The 22795-nt window shown below is 34.1% G+C and carries 14 protein-coding genes; all 14 read right to left on the minus strand.

Going from position 1 to position 22795, the window contains the following annotated elements; genetic code table 11:
* Window positions 1–16 precede the first annotated feature (16 nt).
* The 14 genes from ACEN92_RS02360 to vgrG all read right to left on the minus strand — a co-directional run bounded on the left by ACEN92_RS02360 (window position 17) and on the right by vgrG (window position 22795).
* Complete coding sequence (locus tag ACEN92_RS02360) at window positions 17–970, minus strand: nucleic acid/nucleotide deaminase domain-containing protein (RefSeq protein WP_495640765.1); 954 nt, start codon at window positions 968–970, stop codon at window positions 17–19.
* Between the two features lie 166 nt (window positions 971–1136).
* A complete protein-coding gene (locus ACEN92_RS02365) occupies window positions 1137–2900 on the minus strand; it encodes an eCIS core domain-containing protein (protein ID WP_495640766.1) in 1764 nt (587 codons plus the stop codon).
* A gap of 40 nt (window positions 2901–2940) precedes the next feature.
* Window positions 2941–3579, minus strand: coding sequence for a GH25 family lysozyme (locus tag ACEN92_RS02370; RefSeq protein ID WP_495640767.1), 639 nt, complete (start codon window positions 3577–3579; stop codon window positions 2941–2943).
* A gap of 60 nt (window positions 3580–3639) precedes the next feature.
* Window positions 3640–4197 (minus strand): hypothetical protein, encoded by a 558-nt coding sequence (locus ACEN92_RS02375; protein ID WP_495640768.1) that lies wholly within the window; start codon window positions 4195–4197, stop codon window positions 3640–3642.
* A 1-nt stretch (window position 4198) separates the two neighbouring features.
* On the minus strand, window positions 4199–5584 hold the full coding sequence (locus ACEN92_RS02380; RefSeq protein ID WP_495640769.1) for an ATP-binding protein: 1386 nt from the start codon (window positions 5582–5584) through the stop codon (window positions 4199–4201).
* A complete protein-coding gene (locus ACEN92_RS02385) occupies window positions 5574–6497 on the minus strand; it encodes a hypothetical protein (protein ID WP_495640770.1) in 924 nt (307 codons plus the stop codon). The genes ACEN92_RS02380 and ACEN92_RS02385 overlap by 11 nt, the downstream gene beginning before the upstream one ends.
* Before the next feature lie 159 nt (window positions 6498–6656).
* Window positions 6657–7487, minus strand: a complete 831-nt coding sequence (locus tag ACEN92_RS02390; protein WP_495640771.1) for a hypothetical protein — start codon at window positions 7485–7487, stop codon at window positions 6657–6659.
* A gap of 24 nt (window positions 7488–7511) precedes the next feature.
* Window positions 7512–10010, minus strand: a complete 2499-nt coding sequence (locus ACEN92_RS02395) for a hypothetical protein (protein WP_495640772.1) — start codon at window positions 10008–10010, stop codon at window positions 7512–7514.
* A 60-nt stretch (window positions 10011–10070) separates the two neighbouring features.
* Entirely contained in the window at window positions 10071–13784 is a 3714-nt protein-coding gene (locus ACEN92_RS02400; RefSeq protein WP_495640773.1) for a contractile injection system tape measure protein, read from the minus strand.
* Window positions 13771–16542, minus strand: a complete 2772-nt coding sequence (locus tag ACEN92_RS02405; protein WP_495640774.1) for a baseplate wedge protein — start codon at window positions 16540–16542, stop codon at window positions 13771–13773. Before ACEN92_RS02405 ends, ACEN92_RS02400 begins: the two co-directional genes overlap by 14 nt.
* An 8-nt stretch (window positions 16543–16550) precedes the next feature.
* A complete protein-coding gene (locus ACEN92_RS02410) occupies window positions 16551–20264 on the minus strand; it encodes a baseplate J/gp47 family protein (protein WP_495640775.1) in 3714 nt (1237 codons plus the stop codon).
* A complete protein-coding gene (locus ACEN92_RS02415) occupies window positions 20264–20692 on the minus strand; it encodes a GPW/gp25 family protein (protein ID WP_495640776.1) in 429 nt (142 codons plus the stop codon). The genes ACEN92_RS02410 and ACEN92_RS02415 overlap by 1 nt, the downstream gene beginning before the upstream one ends.
* Window positions 20685–20984 carry a PAAR domain-containing protein gene (locus ACEN92_RS02420; RefSeq protein ID WP_495640777.1) on the minus strand — a complete coding sequence of 100 codons (300 nt, stop codon included), beginning with the start codon at window positions 20982–20984 and terminating at the stop codon, window positions 20685–20687. The genes ACEN92_RS02415 and ACEN92_RS02420 overlap by 8 nt, the downstream gene beginning before the upstream one ends.
* A gap of 11 nt (window positions 20985–20995) precedes the next feature.
* Window positions 20996–22795 carry a type VI secretion system tip protein VgrG gene (gene vgrG, locus ACEN92_RS02425; RefSeq protein WP_495640778.1) on the minus strand — a complete coding sequence of 600 codons (1800 nt, stop codon included), beginning with the start codon at window positions 22793–22795 and terminating at the stop codon, window positions 20996–20998.

Genomic DNA, 22795 nt, shown 5'->3' on the forward strand with positions numbered 1-22795 from the left:
AGAATTTACGGTTACATTATACATTATAACCAGAACTATAGTGTACAGGAGAATGAATGTCTCTAAGAGGTGGAGAGAAATCAACTTCATCAATATCAGCATTATAACCTTTTTGATCAATTTTAGTTTCAAATCTTTTAAGAGTTTGTGGGCCTCTTTTTCTTCTTCGTTTTGCTTTATTTCGTTTCTTGGTATCTTTTGTACTATCAGAATCACTTGAATCGTCGCTACTTACCTCGGTAGTATTTGGATAATCTATCGAGTAATATATTTTAGCATTAGGAAACCATTCTCCAACACGTTCTGAGCAATTATGTACATCTGATCCGCATGGCTCCAGTTCTGTAAATAACCAATTGACCCTATATTCTGTGAAATTAGCTTCTAAACAGTCATATAAGTTTTTTTCTGAATGAGTACCAGAGGAGATTTCTGTATGTAGTTCTTTCGGACCCCATTTTTTTCCTTTCTTAACCTGATATTCAACCGTTGCAATATTTCTTCCGCCAACTCTAGTATTTCCACGTAATTTCCGAGCTTCTTTTGCATATTTACTTTTGAAATATGACACCATTTTTTTTTGCATTTGAATTACTACCAATTGGGATATTTCGGAAGTATTCTTTAATTTTTTCTGTAAATGGATAGATTTTTTTTCTATGTTTTTTGGTAATTGAAAAGCCTTCGCTCCCATAACATCAGCTTCTTTTTCCAACCCCTTATCATCATTCACATTAATGTTACCTTTCATTTGCAAAGTAGGTTTTACCCGTCCTTGTTTTTGTTGTACAACATGCCAGGCTTCATGCGGCAAATGTTTTTCTTGTCCCGAAGCAATATGAATATCAGATCCCTGAGCATAAGCATGAGCATTAAGTTGTGCAGGTTTATCAGAGTTATAATGAACCTTTACATCATCCATAGAATGACCGGAAAGATTTTCTATTCCCGATTTTAGATTATTGGGCAAGCCAGTATTGTTTGCTTTCCTCTGTAAGAGAGAAGCAGGGCGATTATCTTAAAGTTCTCTTGCCTTATTCTGAACGGTTTTCTTGTTCAAAGTATTGGCAATAGATTGCTTTTTGGCTTTTTCATAACTATTTTCCATATTGTATTAAAATATTAGGAACGCGTTATTAAATCTGTGAATTGGAGCTTTTTTCTTCTAGTGTTTTGTCTGTATTAGTTTTCTTCATTAAAGAGTCGAGCTTCTCAGCTAGAGATTCCAACTCTGTCATATATTTTTTTGCTCTCTCATATTCTATTTTAAGGGATTCGAGTTTCTGATTCAATGACAATACAAGTTTGGCCGTTGGCATTCCTGATATAAAACCTAGGAAGCCAAGTGGCATATTAAGGGCATCTTCTACTTTCTTTATGCTTTGAGGAATTCCTGTTTGTATTTGATTATGAGCATGAATACCTTCAGATTCTGCCATTGTCAGAAGTTGCTTAGCGGCTAACTTAGTATCTGGAGCATCGTGATTACTTTGCAAAAATTCACTGATAATTTCTATAAGACTTGGTAGATCTTTGGCTTTTTTGAAACCAGTATATTGAACAGGTAATGGAATAATTAAATGCTCTGTCCCACTATATGGATCTTTTATTTTCTGTACTCTATTCCACGCTTGTGCAGCTTCCATAAACCGTGGTGATGGAACACCCATGCTCTTCAAATTTATAGCTCCAGGGTGCAGTTGTGCCGATTTCCCTACCTCTGCTTCATATCCCCATTCTATTGAACCCAGATAAGTCTTTTGCATTGGACCATCCAGAATGATCGCCGCAGTTTCTGCAAGAAATTTTGAGGCTCCTTTTTTTAGGTGGGTTGGGGTATCTTCCAGTATTGCAGGTATTATCGTATTATTTTTTCTATAACCTGTTTGAGTTTTGTTTCCTTTATACCCATGAGACGGTAAGGTATCTTTTGGGTTGGGTGTATCGGAAAGTTTTTCTGGCAATGCTTCATGACCTGAATGATAGTTTGCGAATCCATATGCTACTGGACTAGTCGTTTGCAGAAATTTCTTTTTCCCATAACCGAGCACTCCTCCTGTTACTCCAAACGGAAGTTGATCTACTCTCCAGCCTTTGTTATCCCCTTCAAGAACCTGGCCTTTCATTAGCCCAAAGTCGCTGTCTTTTGTAGCATGCTCACCTTTATCTGTATAAAGGTCTCTTTTTACTGTTTGGACAAGACCTATTCGTCCCTCAACTTTTTCATTGGGTTCAAATTTCAACTCGATATGTGCCCCTGAGACAGGTGCCGTAGTTGGAATGGTTTGGTACGGATCAGCAATAAATTTTCCATAATCTGTAGTTTGCTCGCTTTTTAATTGTCTTACAGAGCTACTTCCATTATTATTTCCTCTCTTAAGCGTATTGGGTTGCTTAATTTCTTTTTTCAATTGGACTGCCTTCGCACCCATAACATCTGCTTCCTTTTCCAAACCAGTATCATCATTCACATTCACTTTGCCTTTCATTTGCACAGTAGGTTTTACCCGTCCTTGCTTTTGCTGTACAACATGCCACGCTTCGTGCGGCAAATGTTTTTCCTGTCCTGATGCAATATGAATCTCAGTTCCCTGAGCATACGCATGGGCGTTAAGCTGCGCAGGCTTATCAGAATTATAATGCACTTTTACATCATCCATGGCATGACCCGAAAGATTTTCAATTCCTGATTTTAAGTTATCGGGTAAACCGGTGTTATTTTTTTTCCTTTGAATAGAAGCAAAACCAGATTCCTGATTTATAGTTTTTTCAGAAAGTTTTTGCTGTATGGCAGAACTCTTACGATTATCTTTTAACTGCACAGCACTACTTTCCCGATTTGAATTCGCGGCAGTTACTTCTGTTTTATTTTGGGATATTTTATTGTGATGTTCTGTCATTTTCTATTTTTTAGATTAAAAAACACATGGTTTTAGTATTTTAACTCGACTGAATAAAGTTTGCAAAAACATTCACATCTCCGTTAAAAACATCATAATCATTAAGCTGCCCGTTAAGTTTGTAATTTTGTGTTTGTTGCCAGATTGTCCAGTTTTTCCAGACATTAGGTATTTTTAAGGTGCTGTTATAATTGGCAATCCATAAACTATAACCTGCAAAAGCAGGATCAGTTAAATAAGCATTTGCTGTATTATTATCGGTATAAATAAGCGGTTTTCGACCTGTTTTTTGTTCTAATAAAGTAAGGAATTGCAACAAATTGGGCTGAATACTGGCTTTATTAACACCAGCATCGATACTGCTTTCTTCAAAGTCAACAATAGGAGGAAAGTCTGATGCTAAAAACTGGCCCATAACGCCCAAATAATTGGCAACCTGTTTTGAAGGATTATCATTGCAATGATAAAAATGATACGCACCACGAACATATCCTCTTGCCTGAATTGCCGGCCAGTTGGTTTTAAAACTCGAGTCAGTATATGTTATTCCTTCCGTGGCTTTACAGATTATAAAAGATAGTTTATTAACCTGCTTGTTTAGAAAATTGATTTCATTACCCTGATATCTCGAAATATCAATACCAAATACTGTAAAATTGTCGGTTGCTGTTGTAGCCATTTTGATTTTGTTTAGTTAAATTATTTTTATTTGCTTATTTTTAAATTGATCTATAATTTTTTAGTCTTCTGGTAACATCACAACCACAGGTCCAATCGCACCCGAATAATCGATGGCTGAACAAAAGGGATGATTATGAATCAACAGTTTTAAATCTTCGAGTTTCCTGTCAAAATAGGGTAGTGTTACTTTTTTTCCTGTTATGAGTTGTACTAAATGTTCGTTTTTTAATGGATATAATTTTAATAATGGTTTTTTGATTTTATGAAATATACTTTCATCTTCAAAAATAAAATCAGCTTCATAAGTGTTATTTTGTATTTCTTTTTTATGCATTCGAAGTAAAAGGCTAATATGGCTTTCTATTTTATTTAGTATAATATCAAATGTTTTTTCATTTGTTTTTGCTATCAGATAAATGGTTTTGGCGGTGATTAAATATCCATTGATTATAAATTCCTTGTCTTTTGTACAATGATTTAAAGTCATTGCAATTATGGTATTTACATAATTTAAATCAAAATGTTTTTTCCAATTTTCTATCCTAAGTTCCACCTTATGATTGTATAATCGTTTTTTGGAAAGCAAGGATATGGGCTTCTCATCAATCTTTTTCATATCAATTCATTTGTGTAACATTCAGAGTTCGATTCTCCTTCTTAAATTCACGTCTTATACCTTCCAGTAAATCCAGATAACCTACAATAGTTTCATTTTTCTGAATTGCTTTCAAGGCACAATATCTCAGCACATTAATAATAGCTCCGCCGGCGATTTCGTACTGTTCTGCAATGTTTTCTATATCAATGGCAGGATCGAGCTGGCATTTTCCGGAGAAAGCATTTTCCCATAATTGCAGTCTTTCTTCTGCGGTTGGCATCGTAAAATGAATCATCGACTGAAATCTTCTCGAAAAAGCCTCATCCATATTTTCTTTTAAATTAGATGCCAGAATGACGACTCCCGGAAAATCTTCAATTCGTTGTAATAAATATCCCGTTTGCTGGTTTGCGTGTCTGTCATTTGATGATGATGCGCTGGTTCTTTTACCAAAAAGTGCATCGGCTTCATCAAAAAATAAAATCCAATCCTTATGCTGTGCAACATCAAATATTTTGGAAAGGTTTTTTTCTGTTTCACCAATATATTTTGACACAATCATCGAAAGGTCAACCCGATAAACTTCTCTATCTGTACTTTTTCCCAACAAAGTTGCAGTAAGTGTTTTTCCTGTTCCCGGCGGACCGTAAAAAAGTGTTCGGTATCCTGGTTTTATTTTATTTTCTAATCCCCATTCGTTCATTAAAGCAGATCCGTATTTTAGCCACGCATCAATTTCCATAACCTGGCCCATAACATGTTCTTCAAGAACCAGATCGGACCAGTTCATGTTGGTCGAAATTTGCTGTGCCGGAAACGAAACACTATGTTCTAAACGCGGTAACGTTCCTGTTAGAAAATAAGACAGCCATCTTTCATTAATCGAAATAGTATGATTTAAAACCGGCATATTAGACTCTGTTGCATCCAAAAACAAAACCTGTTCTTTCGATAAAATATTGGAAGGATGCAATACATGGAGCATTTCAAGTCGTAATTCAGGATTTACAGCCGTAATCAAAAAAGAAAAAGTTTGTCCCGTTGGTAAAAAACCACTGTGATTTTTATTTATTACACCTCCAAACTCCGTAAAGCCACGATCGTACATTGCATTTTTGCTAAAGAAAATATCCAGTACTTCGGGTTTTATCTGTGGCGCCATAATCAAAGCCAAACAAAGCCTTTCATAGAGATTTAAATCCCAATCTTTTAGCTTTTGATGATACGCACTTTCTTCTAAATCTATTTCAGAATCTAAGTCTAAATCATTTTCCGGTAACGGAATATCCTGCCAGCGATTTTCATGTCCTTCCTGAAGCAAATAACTGCAAATAACCTGATCGATTACCTTTTGCAGCCAGTCCATTTCCTGATTTAAAGCCGTTATGTTTGGGTTAGTTTCCATAATTTTCAAACAGTTTTTCGATATCATCCAAATTGGCATCTGCCCATTTAAAATAAAGCAAAGCCGTATTTGGGTTTAACTCACCGGATTGCAGCATATCCAGAAAATGTCCCTGCGCATTTTGAAATATCATTTGCGGATTATAATCCGAATTCGAATGAAAATTCGAATCAAAAAAATGATCAGCCCATTCGCCCGGATTATTGTTTTTACTGACAAAATCACTTATGAAATAAGATAACTTTTCGTCTTGTACAGCCAGTTTTTTAGCCTTAAAATAAGAGGGCTTTCTTTTAGTTTCCCGATGATAATAATCGATGTCTTTAGACTGAATTGTTTTTGTACTCTCATGTCCAAAAATGTCAACCAATCCGAAATTCTCTGCATCACTTACCAATTCAAGTTCCGCAGCTGCTTCGCCCGAAATAGCTAAGGTTGTGTTTGCCGCCGTACCGCTTTCTATAACCACATAAAGTTCTCTGAATGTGAATAATGTCTGCGTTAATTTGATGATTAATTGCTGCTGAATTTCGTTCCAGTTTTTAATTTTTACCGCTTCAGGTTCTTCGGCTTTAAAAATAAAACTGCCTTTATTAGCAAAAGCAAGTATTTGTTTGCTGAATTCAAATTCGCCATTAATTGCCCCATGACCGTGTCCTCTGCCCGAATAAGGTTTTGAAATCCCGTCGCTAAAACTCCAGTTTGATGCATTTTGTGCCAAAACATCGCTTACATGTATTTCATGTTCGTTAACAATCCTATTGCGAAATAAGTTTCCCAGCAGAATAATTTCCCCATTTTTTATCTGAAAATAATCACCTGGAAACATAGACTGATTTAAAGGTTTGGTGGGAATAAAACCGCCTGTTTTTAAGTAAAATTGCCTGTAAAAATTTTTATAACTACGATTCATAAACTTAAAAATTAGTGGATGTTTAAACTTTAGATTTCTAATGTTAGATTTTAGATTGTTGAAAATGAGATTTTTCAATTTATTCAACACCTGCAAGGCTGGGAAAAAAACCTTGCAGATAATGAAATATAAAACTGCTGTTCAATAATGTAATACAGATTACGAAGCCAAAGCAGCAGCATTTGCAGCCGCCAAAGCAGCTTGCAATGATTTAAGTTCAATCTGAGCCTTATTTAAATTAACAGTTGCCAGATTCAATTGTCTTGTCGTTTCGTCATTTGCTTTATTTGCTTCCTGATATGACGCTTTTGCTTCAATATCAGCCTTGTAAATTAAGGCTTGCGCCGAATGATTATCATCTAAAATCAAAGGTTCCTGCGGATTGTTTTTCCCCGTCAGGGTTAAATAAAGATTTAAAGCCTGTTTTTGTTCCAAAGCTGTTACAGCTTCAGATTCTAAACACAAGGATTGGGCGGCAAAAATGGATTTTAAAGCGATTAAAGTAAGCGCAATTGCATTGTTTGCATCTGTTCCGGAAGCGTTTATTTTAGTAATCAAATCATCAGAAATTAAAGGATTTAATGATTTGGTACGAATAACAAGGTTTGATAATTTATTGATTATTTCTACCGAATAAATCAGCTTGTTGATCAAAACTGTTACTTCTTTGGCAACTTCTTCTGTGTTTTCGTTTGCCAAAGTCATTTTCGAAAAAGCAATTTCAGAGTTTGAACTCAAATCTAAAGCGTTTTGCACAACCTGATCGATAAGTTGTTTGTTGCTTAACGATTGTGTTTTGCTACTTTCTGCATCAAGTAAATAACCCTGATACTTTAATGATTTTTGGCTTAGCGATGAAACAACGGTTGTTTGCTGCTGAACAACAGCCTGCGCATCTGCAACCATAGAAGTTAACAAATCGATATCTGATTTTTTCTTTTCTGTAATTCCGTATCTCTTTGGACCTGAATTTAATAATGTAGTTTCCATATTCTGCGATTTAGCTGGTTAGCATTATTTGTTATTAGTTATTGAAAAAGTAAAATGGTCTTCGTTTTCCCAATCTGATAAGTTGCTGATATACTGTTTTTTGTTAGTTTCAGCACCTCTGTAAATAGAGAGAATAACCGGGATATAAGGTTTAGAATCGATTAATGCATTACCAAAATTATCAGTAGTTGTTGGGTCAATTTTTACCTCATAAACCAACGGATCTTTTGTTTTAAGGGCAGTAGAATAATTACCTGAAGGAATATTTTCGGCCAGTTTTAAGTTGAAGAAAAAGGCATGCTTGTTTTTGATTTCAGGCAGTTTTTTCGTCAATATACTTTCTAAAGCCATATTCAGTTGATCCAGCTTGTTTTTTACGATACTTAGTCGCGAATTAGTTTCAACGATTACAGCATTATAATTACTTTCGATATTCCTGAATCTTGAAGTTTCGGCAGCAATTTTATCTTTATCTTTTACAGAATCAAGTTTAGCTATTTCGTCATTAAAAGCTTTTTTCAACTCGGCAGTTTTCTCATTTATAGAAACCAATTCTCTGTCATATTGATTCATTTCATTTTTCAGAGTCTCCTGTTCTTTTGTGACTACCGAAATCTCTATGCTTTCCTCCAGATTCTCAAGTTGATTATTGGTAAACGTATTTTCGTTATGAGAAAGAAATATACATCTGTATTCTGTAATGTCCGCATCATCTTTATCTACCGGAAAAGTAATCGCAAATGGTTTTAAAGTTGGCAAATCAGGATTTATATGATCTCTTCTTTCCGGATATTCCTGAACCGTAATATTTTTAACTGCTTTTAATGTTTTTTGTAAACTAAAAGTTTCAGATGGTGCTGATAAATAATCGTCATACGTATTGATTCCTTTTTTATATTCATCTGTAAATACGGTAAAAAGAAAGATTACATATTTTTCTCCCAAAATGATCATTTCATTGTCAGAATCCATTAAATCTAAAAGACCAATCGTGGCAAAACCTTCTCTTTTTAATTTATCAGATGCATCAGTTGCGTCTTCAACCGCTTTCGTATCAGTGGCTAGTTTCGTTTCGGCATTCGTTACTTCTGTTTTTGAGTTGGCAACATTTGAAGTCGCAATTTTTAAACTGTCTGCAGCTACTTTGACAGCATCAGTTACTTTAGTATCATTAAGTTTTGCGCTTTCAAGTTGCTGTTCTAATGCGTTTTGAAGTCTTACAGCATCAGCCGCCGCAGTTGCCAACGTCTGATTTTTAGGCTCTTTTTTGGCTTCTTCTCCCGCTTTTGTCGCTTTTTCCTTCGCCTCGACAAGCTCTTTTGTTAATTTTGTAATTTCAGCTTTAAGGCTGGCAACAGTATCATCTGCATCGGTTTTTCCTTTAGTAGCCAATGCCAGATCAGCATTTGCCAAACGCAGATTTTCTTTAGCCAGAGCCAGTTTTTCTTTTGATAATTTTTCGCTGATAACAGCTTCAAAATACGTGTTGTAGTTAGAAGTTATACTGTTGATTCCAGACAAATTAGCTTGTGAAGTACTGTTGGCCAGCGGAATAATTTGCACATGCTGAAGTACATTGCCCATTAACTCCTCAGCAGCAGAAGTCGAAAAGATTGATTTTTTACTGTCCTTTACCAGAAAAAGATTGTAGCTTTTTACCGGATTCTGTAATCCAAGTTCAGGCGTATTGGTACCTTTTTCATCTGTACTAAACGGAGCTCTGTAATAATCAAAAGCAACCTCATAAGAGCTGGCCGATTTTTTAGGAAGTCTCACTCTCAAATTATAATTAAGTCTTTTGTTGTTAAGGTTATAAGCCACTTTTGCAGCCTCAAGCTCTACTTTATTCGATTCAATAATACCTTGTGCCGCTTTTGTATTGACGCTTGCAGCAGCTTTTGCATCATTTTCTGTAGCAACAACTGCCGACATATTGGTAAAATCAGTTCCTGCAATTTTCAATAAATTATCGATCGAAGTATCAGTCGCTTTTGCTTTGTCTTCAACAGTAGACGAGGCTACTTCGGCAATACATGCAGAAGCTTCCATGGCATGTTGCGAAGCCACTTCGGCAAGATAAGCCGTTCTGTTCATCAAATTATAAGCCTCAACACTTTGCTGATAAATTTGAGTGCCATAATCGGCGGCATTAATAATACTAAAAATACTTCCCATATCGCTTGCCAGTCTTACGATAGCATTTGTAGCAATTTGGATATTTGATGCACTAACCGCTAGATTTGATACCGATTGCGAGGTATAACTATTTTGCTGTGCAGACGACATCACAATATTGGTAGAAATATTTTTAGTTTTTACGGCCTGTTCCTTAACCTTCTGTGATTTGTTGTATTTTTTTGTTGCAGAAGCAAGTTTGTCGTTGGCAATAATCTCTGCGCCTTCGGCATAATAAAGTGTAAACATGGAAGCATTCAATTGGGAATCCAATTTTTTCTTGTTCGTTTCCTGACTTTCTAATGAAGCCAATACACTGGAATGTAAATTTTCACTGTAGCTGTTCATAACTGTTTTTTTATTGATTAATTTTTATTTTAAAGGATCGCATTTATATTTTTGAGATTGTTAATAAGGCCAATTAACATGCAATGGCTTAGTCATCCAGGGATATTTTATAATAGAAAAAGCAAAGGGGGATTTGTTTATCAACACATCATAAGCTTTTTTATCTACCGTAAGTTCCCATCTGTCGTTTAATTCCAGCAGGATTCCGTCACGAACAAGCCAGTTACCCCTGAAGCCATTTACAGAACAATCACCAATTGCCTGCCAATAGGAGATGGCTGCTGTTATCAAACCATCTATTAATACTTTATTTTCTTCAGAAATTTCAATTTCATCAGGTACTGTATCCATTAGAGGTAAACCACACAACACTTTATTCAACGGTAAAAAATTTTCTTCTGTTTTATTTAAGCCCGTCACTACATATTGTAAATATTGCACGGCATTAATTTGACTTTCGTTATTGACAAATTCGTTATTGGCCACTAATTTAAGCCGCTCAAACAACATAACGACATAGCTGTTTAAGAGAATAATTCCGGCATTTCTAACTGTAATCCCTTGTTTTACTTGAGTTTTTGGCATTTGATTGATTTTAATTGTTTCAATTTTTGAAATTATGTCAACATTTTTCAGGGTTTGTGCGGTTAGTTTTTCAGCATTTATTACTTCTCTGAAACTAAGCTGTAAAGACAATGGAAATTGATAGATATGTTTTTCAACATCCGTAAGAAAATTTTTCTTTGCAATTCCTTTTTTGGTAATGACTTCCCAAATCAGTTCGTTCCAAATTTTATCAATTGAAATCAGTCTCCAATTATCGTTGATAACAGCTTTTAATAATTTTCTCAACACAAAGCTTTGTATTTCTTTTGAGGCAATTCCTCTGAAGGTAACATTGCCCAGCGTATGATAGAATTTTTCAAGAATTTTCAGGTAAGATTCCCTGTTTTTGTCTAACTCGCTAATGGCGGTGCATAAATTATTAAAATTTAGAGTTCGGCTCAGCCAATCCATTTGAGCTTCAGGGATAAACTCTTTCCTTATTATTTTCAAGAATGCTTTGGGATGCTTTTCTATAATTTCATTGATGAGGTCTTTAATCTCAAATGTATCTGAAACAAAAATATCAACAGGAATTTGCTTTTGGCAAACAATGATTGAAAAACAGTCATGTTTTTCTTTTTCGGATAGTTTTTGCCGTGTAAATAAAATGCTGGTTTGGGTTGTTTTTAAATTAATATTTGATATTGTTTTATCTAAAATCAAATCATCATTCTGCTCGCTGTCTATCTTTGGGGTTTCGATAAAAGATGGAGTGATTATAGCATTCTGAGCTATTTTATCAAAGGGTATTATTCCGTTAATGAACCGATTTTGTTTATTATTAGTACTGTTGTCCAAATAAACTGTAAAAGCTTTTTCGAGTAATTTCTGAAAGATAATTTCATTTCCTTTGTAATTTGAGTATCTTAAAATAGTTACCCAAAACAACTCATCCAGTTCCTCAATATGTTCATTTTCTGAAATTGAAACGGATTGTTTGGCTACTACCGCAATACTTTTTTTGATCCATTCATTTTTTAGCCGCATTCCATTCTTTAAAAAATAATGAATAATATTTTCACTCTGCTTTTTGTCCTGTTTTCTCAACAGAATAAATGTGGCATCATAAAATTTAGTTATCAATAAATTGGATAACTCGGATTGGGCATTTTGGGATGTACTTTGAATTAATAATGCGAGTTCTAAAACATCCATAGAATTATTGTTTCTTAATTGATTTAAAAATGTCTTTTTGATTTCAATTGCAAAAGATTTTATTTTTTTTGACTGCATTAATTTTATTATAAACTGAAAGTAATCTTTACGTTTAGTGTTAGTTACTTTTTTTGATAATTGCACAATAACAGTTTCAAAAAATAACGATATAGTATGTTCAGGATGCAGCAATATTTCCTGCATTCCTAATAATAGTAAGTCATCAGTAAGAAGTTCTTCAGGAAAATCGTAGTTTTCCTTTGCATTCAGGATTTCATAAACCATTTGTATGGTTTTCACCAGTTTTGTTTTTTTATAATTGGCTTTTTTTACAAGTAATTGCAGTAATTCACGGTTAAGAATGAATGGCAGCATTTTTTTTAATAACTCTTTATTGCCATATGAAAGCATAACTTCAAAAGCCATTTCGGGATGCAGCGAAATATTTTTGATGAGTGACGTCTGCAAGCTTTTAAAAAAATCACTTTTGGCAGGACTTTTTTGTAATTCTGCTTCTAATTTTGATAATAGGCTTTTGAAATGTATTTCAGGATAATTCGAACTATTGGTATCTATTTCGTCATGGTAAATGGAGTTTAAAGTGTTGTAAATTATTGCAGAGTTATTATTTTTTACAGATGCAGGGATTTCTGCACCAATAAAGGACCCTAATAATTGTTCATACGGCAGATTATTTTTTTTGCTTAATTCTTTTATGCAATACAATAGAAATGCAGTATGGCTGGCATTTTTATATTTTATTAAAAAAGCAATTCCGATTTTCCATAAAATTTTGCTGTTTGTCTTCAACTTAAGGCTCTTGCTTAACTTATTCAGATAAATTATGATGTCCTTGTTTAATGAAGATGAGGTAGTATTCAATGCAGAAAACAATATTTTAACTGATGTTTCATTTAAATCCTGTATTAATGAAATCAGGGAACTTTCAGCAGTATTTAAAACTCTATTAATTACAGCGTTGAATTTGATTGTATCCTGATTGTTCAGGACAACAATCAGCTCATTCAGATTATTCTTATCTGTTTTAGATTCTCTTTTATTTTTTAATAATTGTTCAAATATATTCCAGTAATCTATGCTCTTTTCAGATTGTTTATAATCTGTTTTTTGCTCTTCGTATTCCTGGGTAAGGATTTTTAGAGAAAGTATAAAATTGTTATTTTGAGTTGTTTTGTCAGATAGTTTTACAATTGTATTTTCAATTAATAAAATAAGATCAGAGTAGGCAATATTGTAATGGTTCGCCATTTGCAGTATGCTGCTTTTTAAGAAAGCAAGTTTATTGAAAAGGGTGCCGCGTTCTAATAACAAAAAGTTAAGTATAAAAAAATAAAGATTTTTTTTGAAACTGGCCGTACTAGTCTGAATAATTGTTTCTTTAACCTGTAAATTGGTCATAATTGAACTAAATTCGATTATTATATTACTATTATTAGGTTCAAGAGCAGCTATTATTGTGGTTATGTTCTTTTCGTCAAACTGCCAGGAAATTCGTTTTCTTACCTGCTCATGAGTTAATCCTGTTTTTTTAATAACAGCAATAATTTCAGGCAAGTTATTCTGAAGCAGTTCAGACATTAGATGATTAACGGATCCTTCCTTATTTTGATAATTCCAGGGAAGATACCCTTCCATCAAGAAAACAGTAAGATTTTCCAGGATTGATTTCTCTTTGTTGTAAACAGAAATCAGGTTTTGTTTTTGATAGATAATCAGTTCAGCTATTTTCTCTCTCAGCTTACTTCGTATTTTTGTACTCAGATCAAATTCAAGATCATTATAATCACAGGGACCAAGATCAAGTTCCAGAGATTGAATTCTCCAGCTTTGTTCCGGAGGGCAAAGTTCATTAAATACACTTGCAATTTCTCTTGGTAAAGAAGTTCTGCTCCAGGTACTCAAACGTTCCTGAAGTCTGTATCCTTCTTCTTTTTGATCAAAAGTAGTATTCCACGTTAAGTTTGATATAATATGGCTATTAATCTCTTCCATTTTTTGTTTCTAAAATTGAAGTTAAACTACTGATAAGATTCATTGCTGATTGAGCAGGATTTATTGATACTGCTTTCTCTGAATTGTTTGTTGACAGACTTTCATGGTCTGTTTTAATTGGTAATAATTCGTCTTTGTATCTCAGGCTTTCATACCAATAGATATAATCCGGAATGAATGTTTCTAATTCCCGGCTCTTTAAAAAAAGACATTCATAGCTCACATTGACCGGAAGATTAATTTTAAGAAACTGTTTTAATCGTTTTTTAAATTCAGGTGTTTGAAATAGCGGAATAAAATCCGGAAATACCAATAAGACATTTTTCCTGAAAACTTTTGAATCAAGAACTGCTTTTTCATTTCCTGTTGAACCTGTTATTCGAAAAAAATAATTTGAGACAGCCGTTTTATTATAATCGTTTTGGTTTTCTATTGTGACATTGTTTATTGTAAAAGAATATTTTGCATCAGAAAATAATAAATAACCTTGTTGAAGCTGAAGATCCAATGTAGGTTCATCAGTGGTGTTTAAAATATGATTAATTCTTGTAACTTTTTGAAAATCAATATTTTCAATAATATAAGAAGTATGGTTTACCTGATTTTGTTTTATGATTTCAATGTCAAATTTTAATTGCTTTAAAAAAAGTACCGTTTCAATAAATAGACTTCCATTTCTTTTTTCTGTAAACCATAATGCTTGCTGAATTATTTTACAAGTATTTCTATCTAATTGATTATCAGTAATATTTTTTTGATTATCTAATTGAACTGATATAAAATTTGAATATATATTTCTTAATCCGAACAGTAAATTCAGTTTTAACTCAATTCCCGAAAAATTATTAAAATCCTGTTGATATAATTTTTCCTTTTTATTGATTTGCTCTGCTCTGAATATAAAATCGGCAGTGTTTTCATTTATAGAGTGAAAATGTTTTTCTTTAATCTTCGGAAGACTTACATCAGGATTTCCGTTAATACTATCCGCTATTTTTGATGCACTTAGATAATCATATCCCTTTTGTCTGTTATATGATAATAGCCCAAGATTTTGCAGGTACAAACTTTTTAAGATTATCTGGTCTTTTTTGTTGTCACCGGTATAAACAGTGTCATCAATAATCGAATTAATAACTTTAGGTGATTCTCCGTGTCTGGCAAGCAGGTGATCCAGTAATTTGTTTCTTCTGTCCAAATTGATATTCTCCTCTTCCATAAGTTTCATCAAACCGAATATATATGGGTTATAAGGATCCTGCTGATATTCGAGCCAGCTTTTTTCTTTTAACTCAACTGGAGATTCATTACTATCACTGTAATCAAAAGTAGTACTGTCTTTTAATAAAGGCTGAATATATGGAATAGTATATAGCGATTGATAAAAATAACTTGGAGAAAACATTTTATAGGGAACAGGATATTCCAAATGTTTTTGTTGATATTTATCTTTTACGGCATAAAAAGTATCTTCATCAGAAGGTGCTCCGCAAAGCGAATTCTTAAAAGAAAATAATTTAGAAATATTGGCTAATTGCGAAAACTGATTGGCCAGTATTTGATCAAATAAGGTTAAATATCCTTTTAATTGGCGTGATTGCGCAATTTGAACAGGTTTTGAATGGTCTTCAATAGTATCAGATCCAATGCCATATTGTTGCGGAAACGTATTTTGAATGGAGTAATAGGTATTAATATCCCTAAAATTACTTTTCGGTAATTTTAATTTTTTTGTGTTATTTATAACCGCCGTTGTTTCTTCAAAATTATCTTTGGTTATCTGTAGTGGTCCAAAAGTATCAAAAGGCAAATCTTTTCCATTGCAGCTCAAGATCAGTTTTTTATTTTTATAAGAATCGGATATATCAATTGACAGTATTTGATTTACTGTTGATTCAAGCGTAGTTACGATTTTTTCTTCCTGATAAAGTTGTAGGCCTGATATTGAGACAACACCTTTTACGGATTCGATTACCGGAACTAAATCAATGGCTCGTATAGTGTCTTTTTTAGCAATTAAAGATTTGGTTATGATCCACCCATTTTTTAAATAAGGACCGTCATATATTTCAGCAGCATTGTAGCCGTTTTCTTTTAGGCTCTCATAACCCGCTTGTGTTATTTTTGAAAAAATGTAAGAGCGGATTTGATCTTGAAGTTCCAGTAAAACAGTATACTGATCAGCATCTTTTTGAAGTTCTAATTTTCCCCCAATCCAGCAATTTTCTGGCTGGAGGACAATAGGTTCATTAAATAGTTCTCCTATATTTCGGCTTTTATTGAGTAGGTAAAATGCAGATTTGCAGATGTTTGTATGTTTGTTGACGTCGGTAACTGAAGGACTTATATAAAGATAAACCTGATATACTTTATTAAAAGGAAAAATGTTCCGGGTATAAGAAAGTATAACCGCATTGTCAATATTTTCTATGCCATCAATTAGGTATTTTTTATAATCATTAATAGTATATGGGGCAGTAGTAAGGATTTCATAAGGCAAATAAAACTGATTGTCAATTTCAATATCTCCATTAGAATCCGTTAAAATATCCGGAATACTAAAATCCGTGCAATAACCCAATTCGGTAAGGGCATAACAAAACTGATCTAAAATTGTCATTCCGGGATCACTTGGATTAAAATTTGTCCATTCACTTCCAATATGGTTTTGGATATAACCAATCGCTTTCTCTTTCAGGAATTTAAAATCCTGATGCAGAGGAAGCTGTTTTTTTGATATGTGATTGATAGTATCCATAAATAAATTTAAAAAGTAATGTTGTGATCAGGTGCAGAAACTAAAAGTGTCGTTGGGCCATAAGCTTTAAGGAGTGTTTTGTTTTGTTTGCAGACAGTTTGCAATCCTGTTACGGAATTAATAAAATAACTGGAAAATGACACGTTTTCAACTGTAGAAACCCCTTCAATATTTTTAATGAAAGCACTGACTTTTGCATTGCTCAATGATTTGTCAATTTCTATCTGAGGAATATCGCCTGTAATCCAGGGAGACAGATATATTTTTAATGCACGGTTAACATTTTTCTGAATAAGTGTTTGCTGATACCCGCTTTCAATTTCTATTTGAGCAGTAATACTGACATATTCCATATTAAAATTCAAAACATTCAGGTTGACAAACGGAGAAGAATTCTTTTTTAAAAATTGTTCGATCCCCCTTTCAAAACAATTCGTTATCAAAGGAGCAAAGGCATTTGCAGCATTATCATCAGTTATTTTTTTAACGATATAGATATTACAGCTGTTATCAGATTTTTTATTTACCACTTTCAGATAATATACATCAGTAAAGTTTGCCGTTATTAAAGTATAATAATCGGCAGGGGTAATGGCTCTGTTTTTTGTTTTTATGGTATTGCTGATTCTTTGATTTTTATCAGTTTTGTTCTCTGCAGCTTTACCTCCAAACGAAGAAAAAGGCTGAGACAATGTTGCTATCTCCGGAACTGCAGTTTGCGGTTTGGTTATAACAGCACTGTTTATTTGCGGAATTTGTGTATCTGATAAAAAAGAAGTACCGGCTCGTTGTGCACTAAACCCGTTTGTTTGCAAAAAAGTAACTTCGGAATAAGATTCAATATTACCGGTAACAACTATTGAAAGCCAATTGTTTTTTCCGGGCATGAACATTTCATTGTTGTTACAATCATCCGGAATAGGCAGTTCTATTATACCCGAAGATTTAAATTGATTTGTCTCATCAGACAGGGTTTGTATTTCATTCCACCCTGAATTACTTAAATAGAAGTATTTAACGCTGTCTCCGGAAGTAATAGTCGTTGAATTTCTGATGAGTTCAAAATATAAATTTAAAGTGCTGTTGCAGATTAATTGATTAAGTTCAATAAATAAAGCTCCTGTATACTCAAAGGAGGGATAAAGAGGAAAGCCATTTTTAAGGTCTGTTTGAGACGAACCAACAATAGCTGTATTTACTGTTGTTGTATTAGGTTCGTTGGTATTATCAAATATCTGGTAATTATTAAATGGTGTATATATAAAATACTGCAAAGGATATTCTCCGGAAGTGCCATCAAGTTTATAAGTTACACTAGCCGTATAATTTGCTGAAATTGTTTTGATTTTTGGTGCAAATGGTAAGTTGGCAGATGCTACAAATTTGGAAACCGTACCACCTTTTGATGCATTAAAAAGATTACCATTTTGCAAGGCAATATTGGCAACAACATTCGGATATATTTCTGAACCAAAGCCGTATTCAGGTCCGGATAAAACCATTTGTATGAATCCTGAAGAACTGGCGTCAGTAAATTTTAGAGATTCATTCTGAATATTTGGATCTGGCTGAAAAGTTACAGAAGTCTTTTCCTGAGTGTTTAAAACAGCAGGAGTCTCAGGTTTATAATAGGTATAAAAACTGCTGTAATCACTGATAAATGGCACTTTCGGATCTCCGTTTTCAGGATTAAATAAATAAATAGGATTAGGACTATTGTCTATTGGAATAAACATTGGGTTAGTCACCGGATTTTCGATTTTAGTCATTTTGAAACCACTCCATGATTTTCCCTGTAGTATATTAAAATCGGCCATAAAGGCAGCATTATTAAACGGTTCGGTAACTACTGCGACTACTTGTTTTGCTTCAAAAAGCTTTGCCAAAGATCCTTTAGGTTTTGAAGGACCTGCTGAGTCCGGATTAGCCAAATAATTATTATATGTCTGATAATACGTCTGAAAATCTGAGGGGATTTTATCCCAGTCAATTTCTATAAGAAAACTGTCAAGAGGTTTACTCAATATCTCATTATTTCCAATCATAAAACTGGAATTTACCAACGGAATTGGTCCAAAAGGCGGGAAGGGATTCTTGGTATTTAATTCCCCGAAATCATTATATAATTGAAAAGATTTTACTTCGGATACTTTTACTTCTATAGTAATCGAAATTATTTTTGGAGTTATAGCAGGGTTTGAAACAGATTCAAATAAGATTTTAAGTATTGGCCAATCCGCCTTTAATCCGTCGGGATTAATAAGGAAAGGTTCAATTGCAGCTTCCGAAGCTTTAAGATCTATTTCTATGAGAACAATGTTGGTTGATGGAGCTATGCCTAATTTAAAATTTGCAGGATCTAATTCGAGTTTCAGCCAGTCTTTTTGTGTACTCAAAAAATAAGCTGCACCCTGTAATACTGTTAAGTCAATTGCTGAACTGAATTCCAGACTTAAAGTGATGTTTCGTTGTCCTTCTCTTAACAATAACATTGGGGACGCAAAAGCGATTCCTGTAGATAATGGGTTTATAGCTGGATCTGATATTCCAAAAGTTGGCCAGCTTATCACATTTCCATCTGAATCTCTTTGTACCTTTGTCGGATTACTTATTGATTGTAAATTATAAGACGGAACATCTGGTTTATTCTGATAACAAAGCGTATGTACACTCGTAATAATTGCCGGATTTAGATTTACGTTTTTTTGTGAAGCAAATAAAACCGGATTCTTTTGAGCATCAACTCCTGCATTAAATAAAGTACCGGATGGTAAATTAAAAACTAAATTATTTTTTGCAAGGGCTGCAAATAAGTATACATTATCTGCAACAGCAGGTAATTGGGTTTGTTTTAAAATATCAGTATAATAAAAATCAAGATGTTTTTGCGAAATACCATTTAACTGATCCTGTTGAACTTTTAAGATATTTACAAAAGAACGTAAAAGGGTAGTATCCGGAAACTTACTTTTCTTATGGCTTAATTTTTTAAATTCATTGGATGAATGATGTATAATTGTTTTTAAAAAATCAAATAATCGATCTCCGATTTTCGTCAAAATATCCAAACAGAAAGTACCCATTTTTTCTGTTGCATTCAGAATATTTTGCTCAGACTCAAATCCAAAAACTTCCCAAAATGGACTTTTATCCTTGTTTATGCTCCAAATATTGGTATCAAAAGAAATAAATTTGTACGGTATAGATGTAATTGATATTCCTTTAAGGGACAAATTGGACAAGTATTGTCTGAACGATTGAATTGCCCAAAAATCTATACTCAGTTTTGTTTTTACTTCGTTTAAAATATAATTTTTTAGGTCGTACACTTCATTTGTACTTTGCATGTACTTTGTCCAGCGTTCTATAATTTTATAAATAGAAGTAATGTGATCAAATAATCTATTCAAAGCGAAGGAACTCAAATTGGGATCACTCGCTGCTGTTTTTTGAATCTCAGTACAGATGTTTTTGTAAAGAGAGTGCAGGTTTTTGTAATTTGTTTTGGATATGGATGCCATTAAAAAAACTGGATCTTTTAGTAAAAAGGGATTCCAGTTTCCTTCAATTGTATTGGTATCATTATAAAAATTGATCAGCTTGCCAAATTCCGAAAGAAAGTACAACCAGTCTTGCTCTGTCCTTCCATCAATTAGATATGGATTAGGAACGAGTGACTCATTGAGTGATTTTATGGCGCTATTTTGATCAATTAAAATCATTATTTTAAAGCTAAATTGGTTCCTTCTTTCAAATGGAAAGGAAAAACATAATTGTGTCTGGTATTTGTCTGAGCATATATATAAATAATTAATACTTCTATAAAACCATTTATTAAATCAGTTTCTGCAACCCGCACTTCCTGTACCAGAATCCTGGGTTCATATCGCAATAAGGAAAACTGAATAGTTTCTATAATTTCTCCTTTTAAGGTATTGTCAATTTTTCTAAACATAAATTGTTGCAATCCCGAGCCAAAATTGGATTCCAGAGTGCGTTCTCCTTTACGGGTGTTCAGAATGATGTTAATAGATTCGTTGATATTTGTTTCATTGGCAGATATATTTACCTGATGATTGCCCACAGAAAAAGACACGGGAAATGCCCATCCTGAACCCAAAAAAACATTTTTATCTTCTGATTTATCCACCTATCATAACATTAAATGCTCCCAGGAGAATTGTTCCTCCGTGAGCGGTTTGATCTCCAATTCTTGCGGCGGGTACACCGCCTATCATTACTGTTGCCGATCCTTTTATTATGGAATCCGGCGGTCCTACACATACCAGCATATCGCCAACTCTGGCTGCCGGTAATCCTGCTATTAATACTGTTGGTTCTCCGGGCCCGGTAATTGGCCCTCCAACATGAGGTATCGGTGGTACTCCCGGAGTTATCATCGGACATTCGTGAAAGTCTGTAAGTCTTGCTGCTGGTGGCATATTTTATTTATTTAATTTATCATTACCATTGCGCCTTTCAGCGTTAATTCCATCCCTCCGGATACTTGTGCCATTTGTCCGCCCTGAGCGGAATATTGCATATCTGCGGATTCTTTTATATTCATTCCTTTAATGGCAACATCGCCACCGCTGGATTGAATTGTAACTCCTTGTGTCCCGCTGATAGAAACCTTTTCCTGAGCTGAAATCGTAATATTTTTTTGACTTGACATATCAATTCCGCTATCAGACATTACAATGGTATTTTGGTTTTGGTCCTGAATTGTAATTTTCTTCTCTTTATCGCTTATGATTACGGTATTTTTATTAGGAGTGGCAATAGTCCAAACTATATTTTCATCATCAAATTGAACTGAAATTCCCGATTTGGAAACAATACCTTTTATTGAATTTTTTTCATTGGGTGCTAAACCCGTAAATGGTTTTATTTTAGTACCGCTGTACAAGCTCCCCAAAATCACCGGATAACGAGGATCTTCATTTAAAAAACCAAGAATAACTTCATCTCCAACTTCGGGTAAAAAAAATGCTCCGGCACCACTGGTAGAATAAAAATTAGAAAGTCTTGCCCAAATTCCCGCTCCATTGGCATCAAACAAAGGGACATTTACTAAAATTCGAAATTGGGAATCCGGATCTTCATACATTTGTTTGACTGTTCCGTTAAACAAACCTCGCGCTCCGGGAATAAGCCCGGAAGCAGGCGGTGACATAATATCAGGTTCTTCGGTAAACCAAAGGGGCGAAAGCCCAAGTAAAACTTCAGAAATCCAGTTCCCTTGCGATAAGTCATGAACAACACCGGCAATAAGATAATCACCGTTGAATCGATCGCCAAGACCATTAAAAGTCATGTATTTTCCGGGGTCAATTAAATTTGTGCCTTGAAATTTAGCCTCTCCTGTTATTTTTGAATATTCACTTTTAATGATTTGAGCTTTTGACCAGGTATTTAAATCAGCTGTTTCTAAAGGGGCAGAGGTCTGCAATTGAAAAGCAGAGAGACCTATAACCTCAGATAGTTTTTTTGAAGATAGATTTCCCGATCCTGTTACATTTGGTGTTGCCTGACTATTTATGATTGCCTGATTTTTATAATCCCAGGTATTTGAAGTGACATTCCCTAATTGATTAGTTGCATTTAGTTTGGCATTAAATTCAAGTAAATTGTCTCCATACGTTACAGTGAGTACTGATGCCGTATTAGTGTCGGGAGTATTCACAGAAACTTTCCCGTTTATTGTAGTTACAATTAGTCCGTTAGTTTCAGCAAGAGCCAGAATATAATCCCAATCAGTTACATAATATTGTACCTGTTCAGGCCAGATTGTAGTGGTAGCGGTTACATCAGCAGTCAATCCTGAGTAGGTTCCGATAATTGATGAAATAATATCACTGTCTTTTTGATTAGAAAAAGTAAGGCTTTTTCTGCCTACGATCATCTTTACTGCTTCATCACGGCATTCAATTTCCAAAGTTGATCCTACTAAACTGTCAATACGAATTGACTGGCTCATGATCAACCCTTGAAAAATTACTTCATTTTTAGAATCATAACCTGCTTCAATACTAATGGATGCACCAGGAGCAAAAATAGTCGATGAACTCGCTTCAAACTGACCGGTATCGGCTTCTCCGTCCAAAATCACAATTTTTGCAACGGCGATTCGGTTTACCTTTTTTTCAATATGAACAGAAAACACACTCAGTTCATCAGGTATTGTGCTCCCGTTAATTTTGACTGAGAATGTCGCGGTTCCGCCGCTTGTTATTTCGTTTGAAGTACTCAT

This window comes from Flavobacterium sp. Flavsp81 (assembly GCF_059491325.1).

Bases quoted from the DNA above. Each gene is read 5' to 3' on its own strand.
- ACEN92_RS02365 (WP_495640766.1), bottom strand. From the start codon at position 2,900: ATGACAGAACATCACAATAAAATATCCCAAAATAAAACAGAAGTAACT.
- ACEN92_RS02370 (WP_495640767.1), bottom strand. From the start codon at position 3,579: ATGGCTACAACAGCAACCGACAATTTTACAGTATTTGGTATTGATATT.
- ACEN92_RS02375 (WP_495640768.1), bottom strand. From the start codon at position 4,197: ATGAAAAAGATTGATGAGAAGCCCATATCCTTGCTTTCCAAAAAACGA.
- ACEN92_RS02380 (WP_495640769.1), bottom strand. From the start codon at position 5,584: ATGGAAACTAACCCAAACATAACGGCTTTAAATCAGGAAATGGACTGG.
- ACEN92_RS02385 (WP_495640770.1), bottom strand. From the start codon at position 6,497: ATGAATCGTAGTTATAAAAATTTTTACAGGCAATTTTACTTAAAAACA.
- ACEN92_RS02390 (WP_495640771.1), bottom strand. From the start codon at position 7,487: ATGGAAACTACATTATTAAATTCAGGTCCAAAGAGATACGGAATTACA.
- ACEN92_RS02395 (WP_495640772.1), bottom strand. From the start codon at position 10,010: ATGAACAGCTACAGTGAAAATTTACATTCCAGTGTATTGGCTTCATTA.
- ACEN92_RS02400 (WP_495640773.1), bottom strand. From the start codon at position 13,784: ATGGAAGAGATTAATAGCCATATTATATCAAACTTAACGTGGAATACT.
- ACEN92_RS02405 (WP_495640774.1), bottom strand. From the start codon at position 16,542: ATGGATACTATCAATCACATATCAAAAAAACAGCTTCCTCTGCATCAG.
- ACEN92_RS02410 (WP_495640775.1), bottom strand. From the start codon at position 20,264: ATGATTTTAATTGATCAAAATAGCGCCATAAAATCACTCAATGAGTCA.
- ACEN92_RS02420 (WP_495640777.1), bottom strand. From the start codon at position 20,984: ATGCCACCAGCAGCAAGACTTACAGACTTTCACGAATGTCCGATGATA.
- vgrG (WP_495640778.1), bottom strand. From the start codon at position 22,795: ATGAGTACTTCAAACGAAATAACAAGCGGCGGAACCGCGACATTCTCA.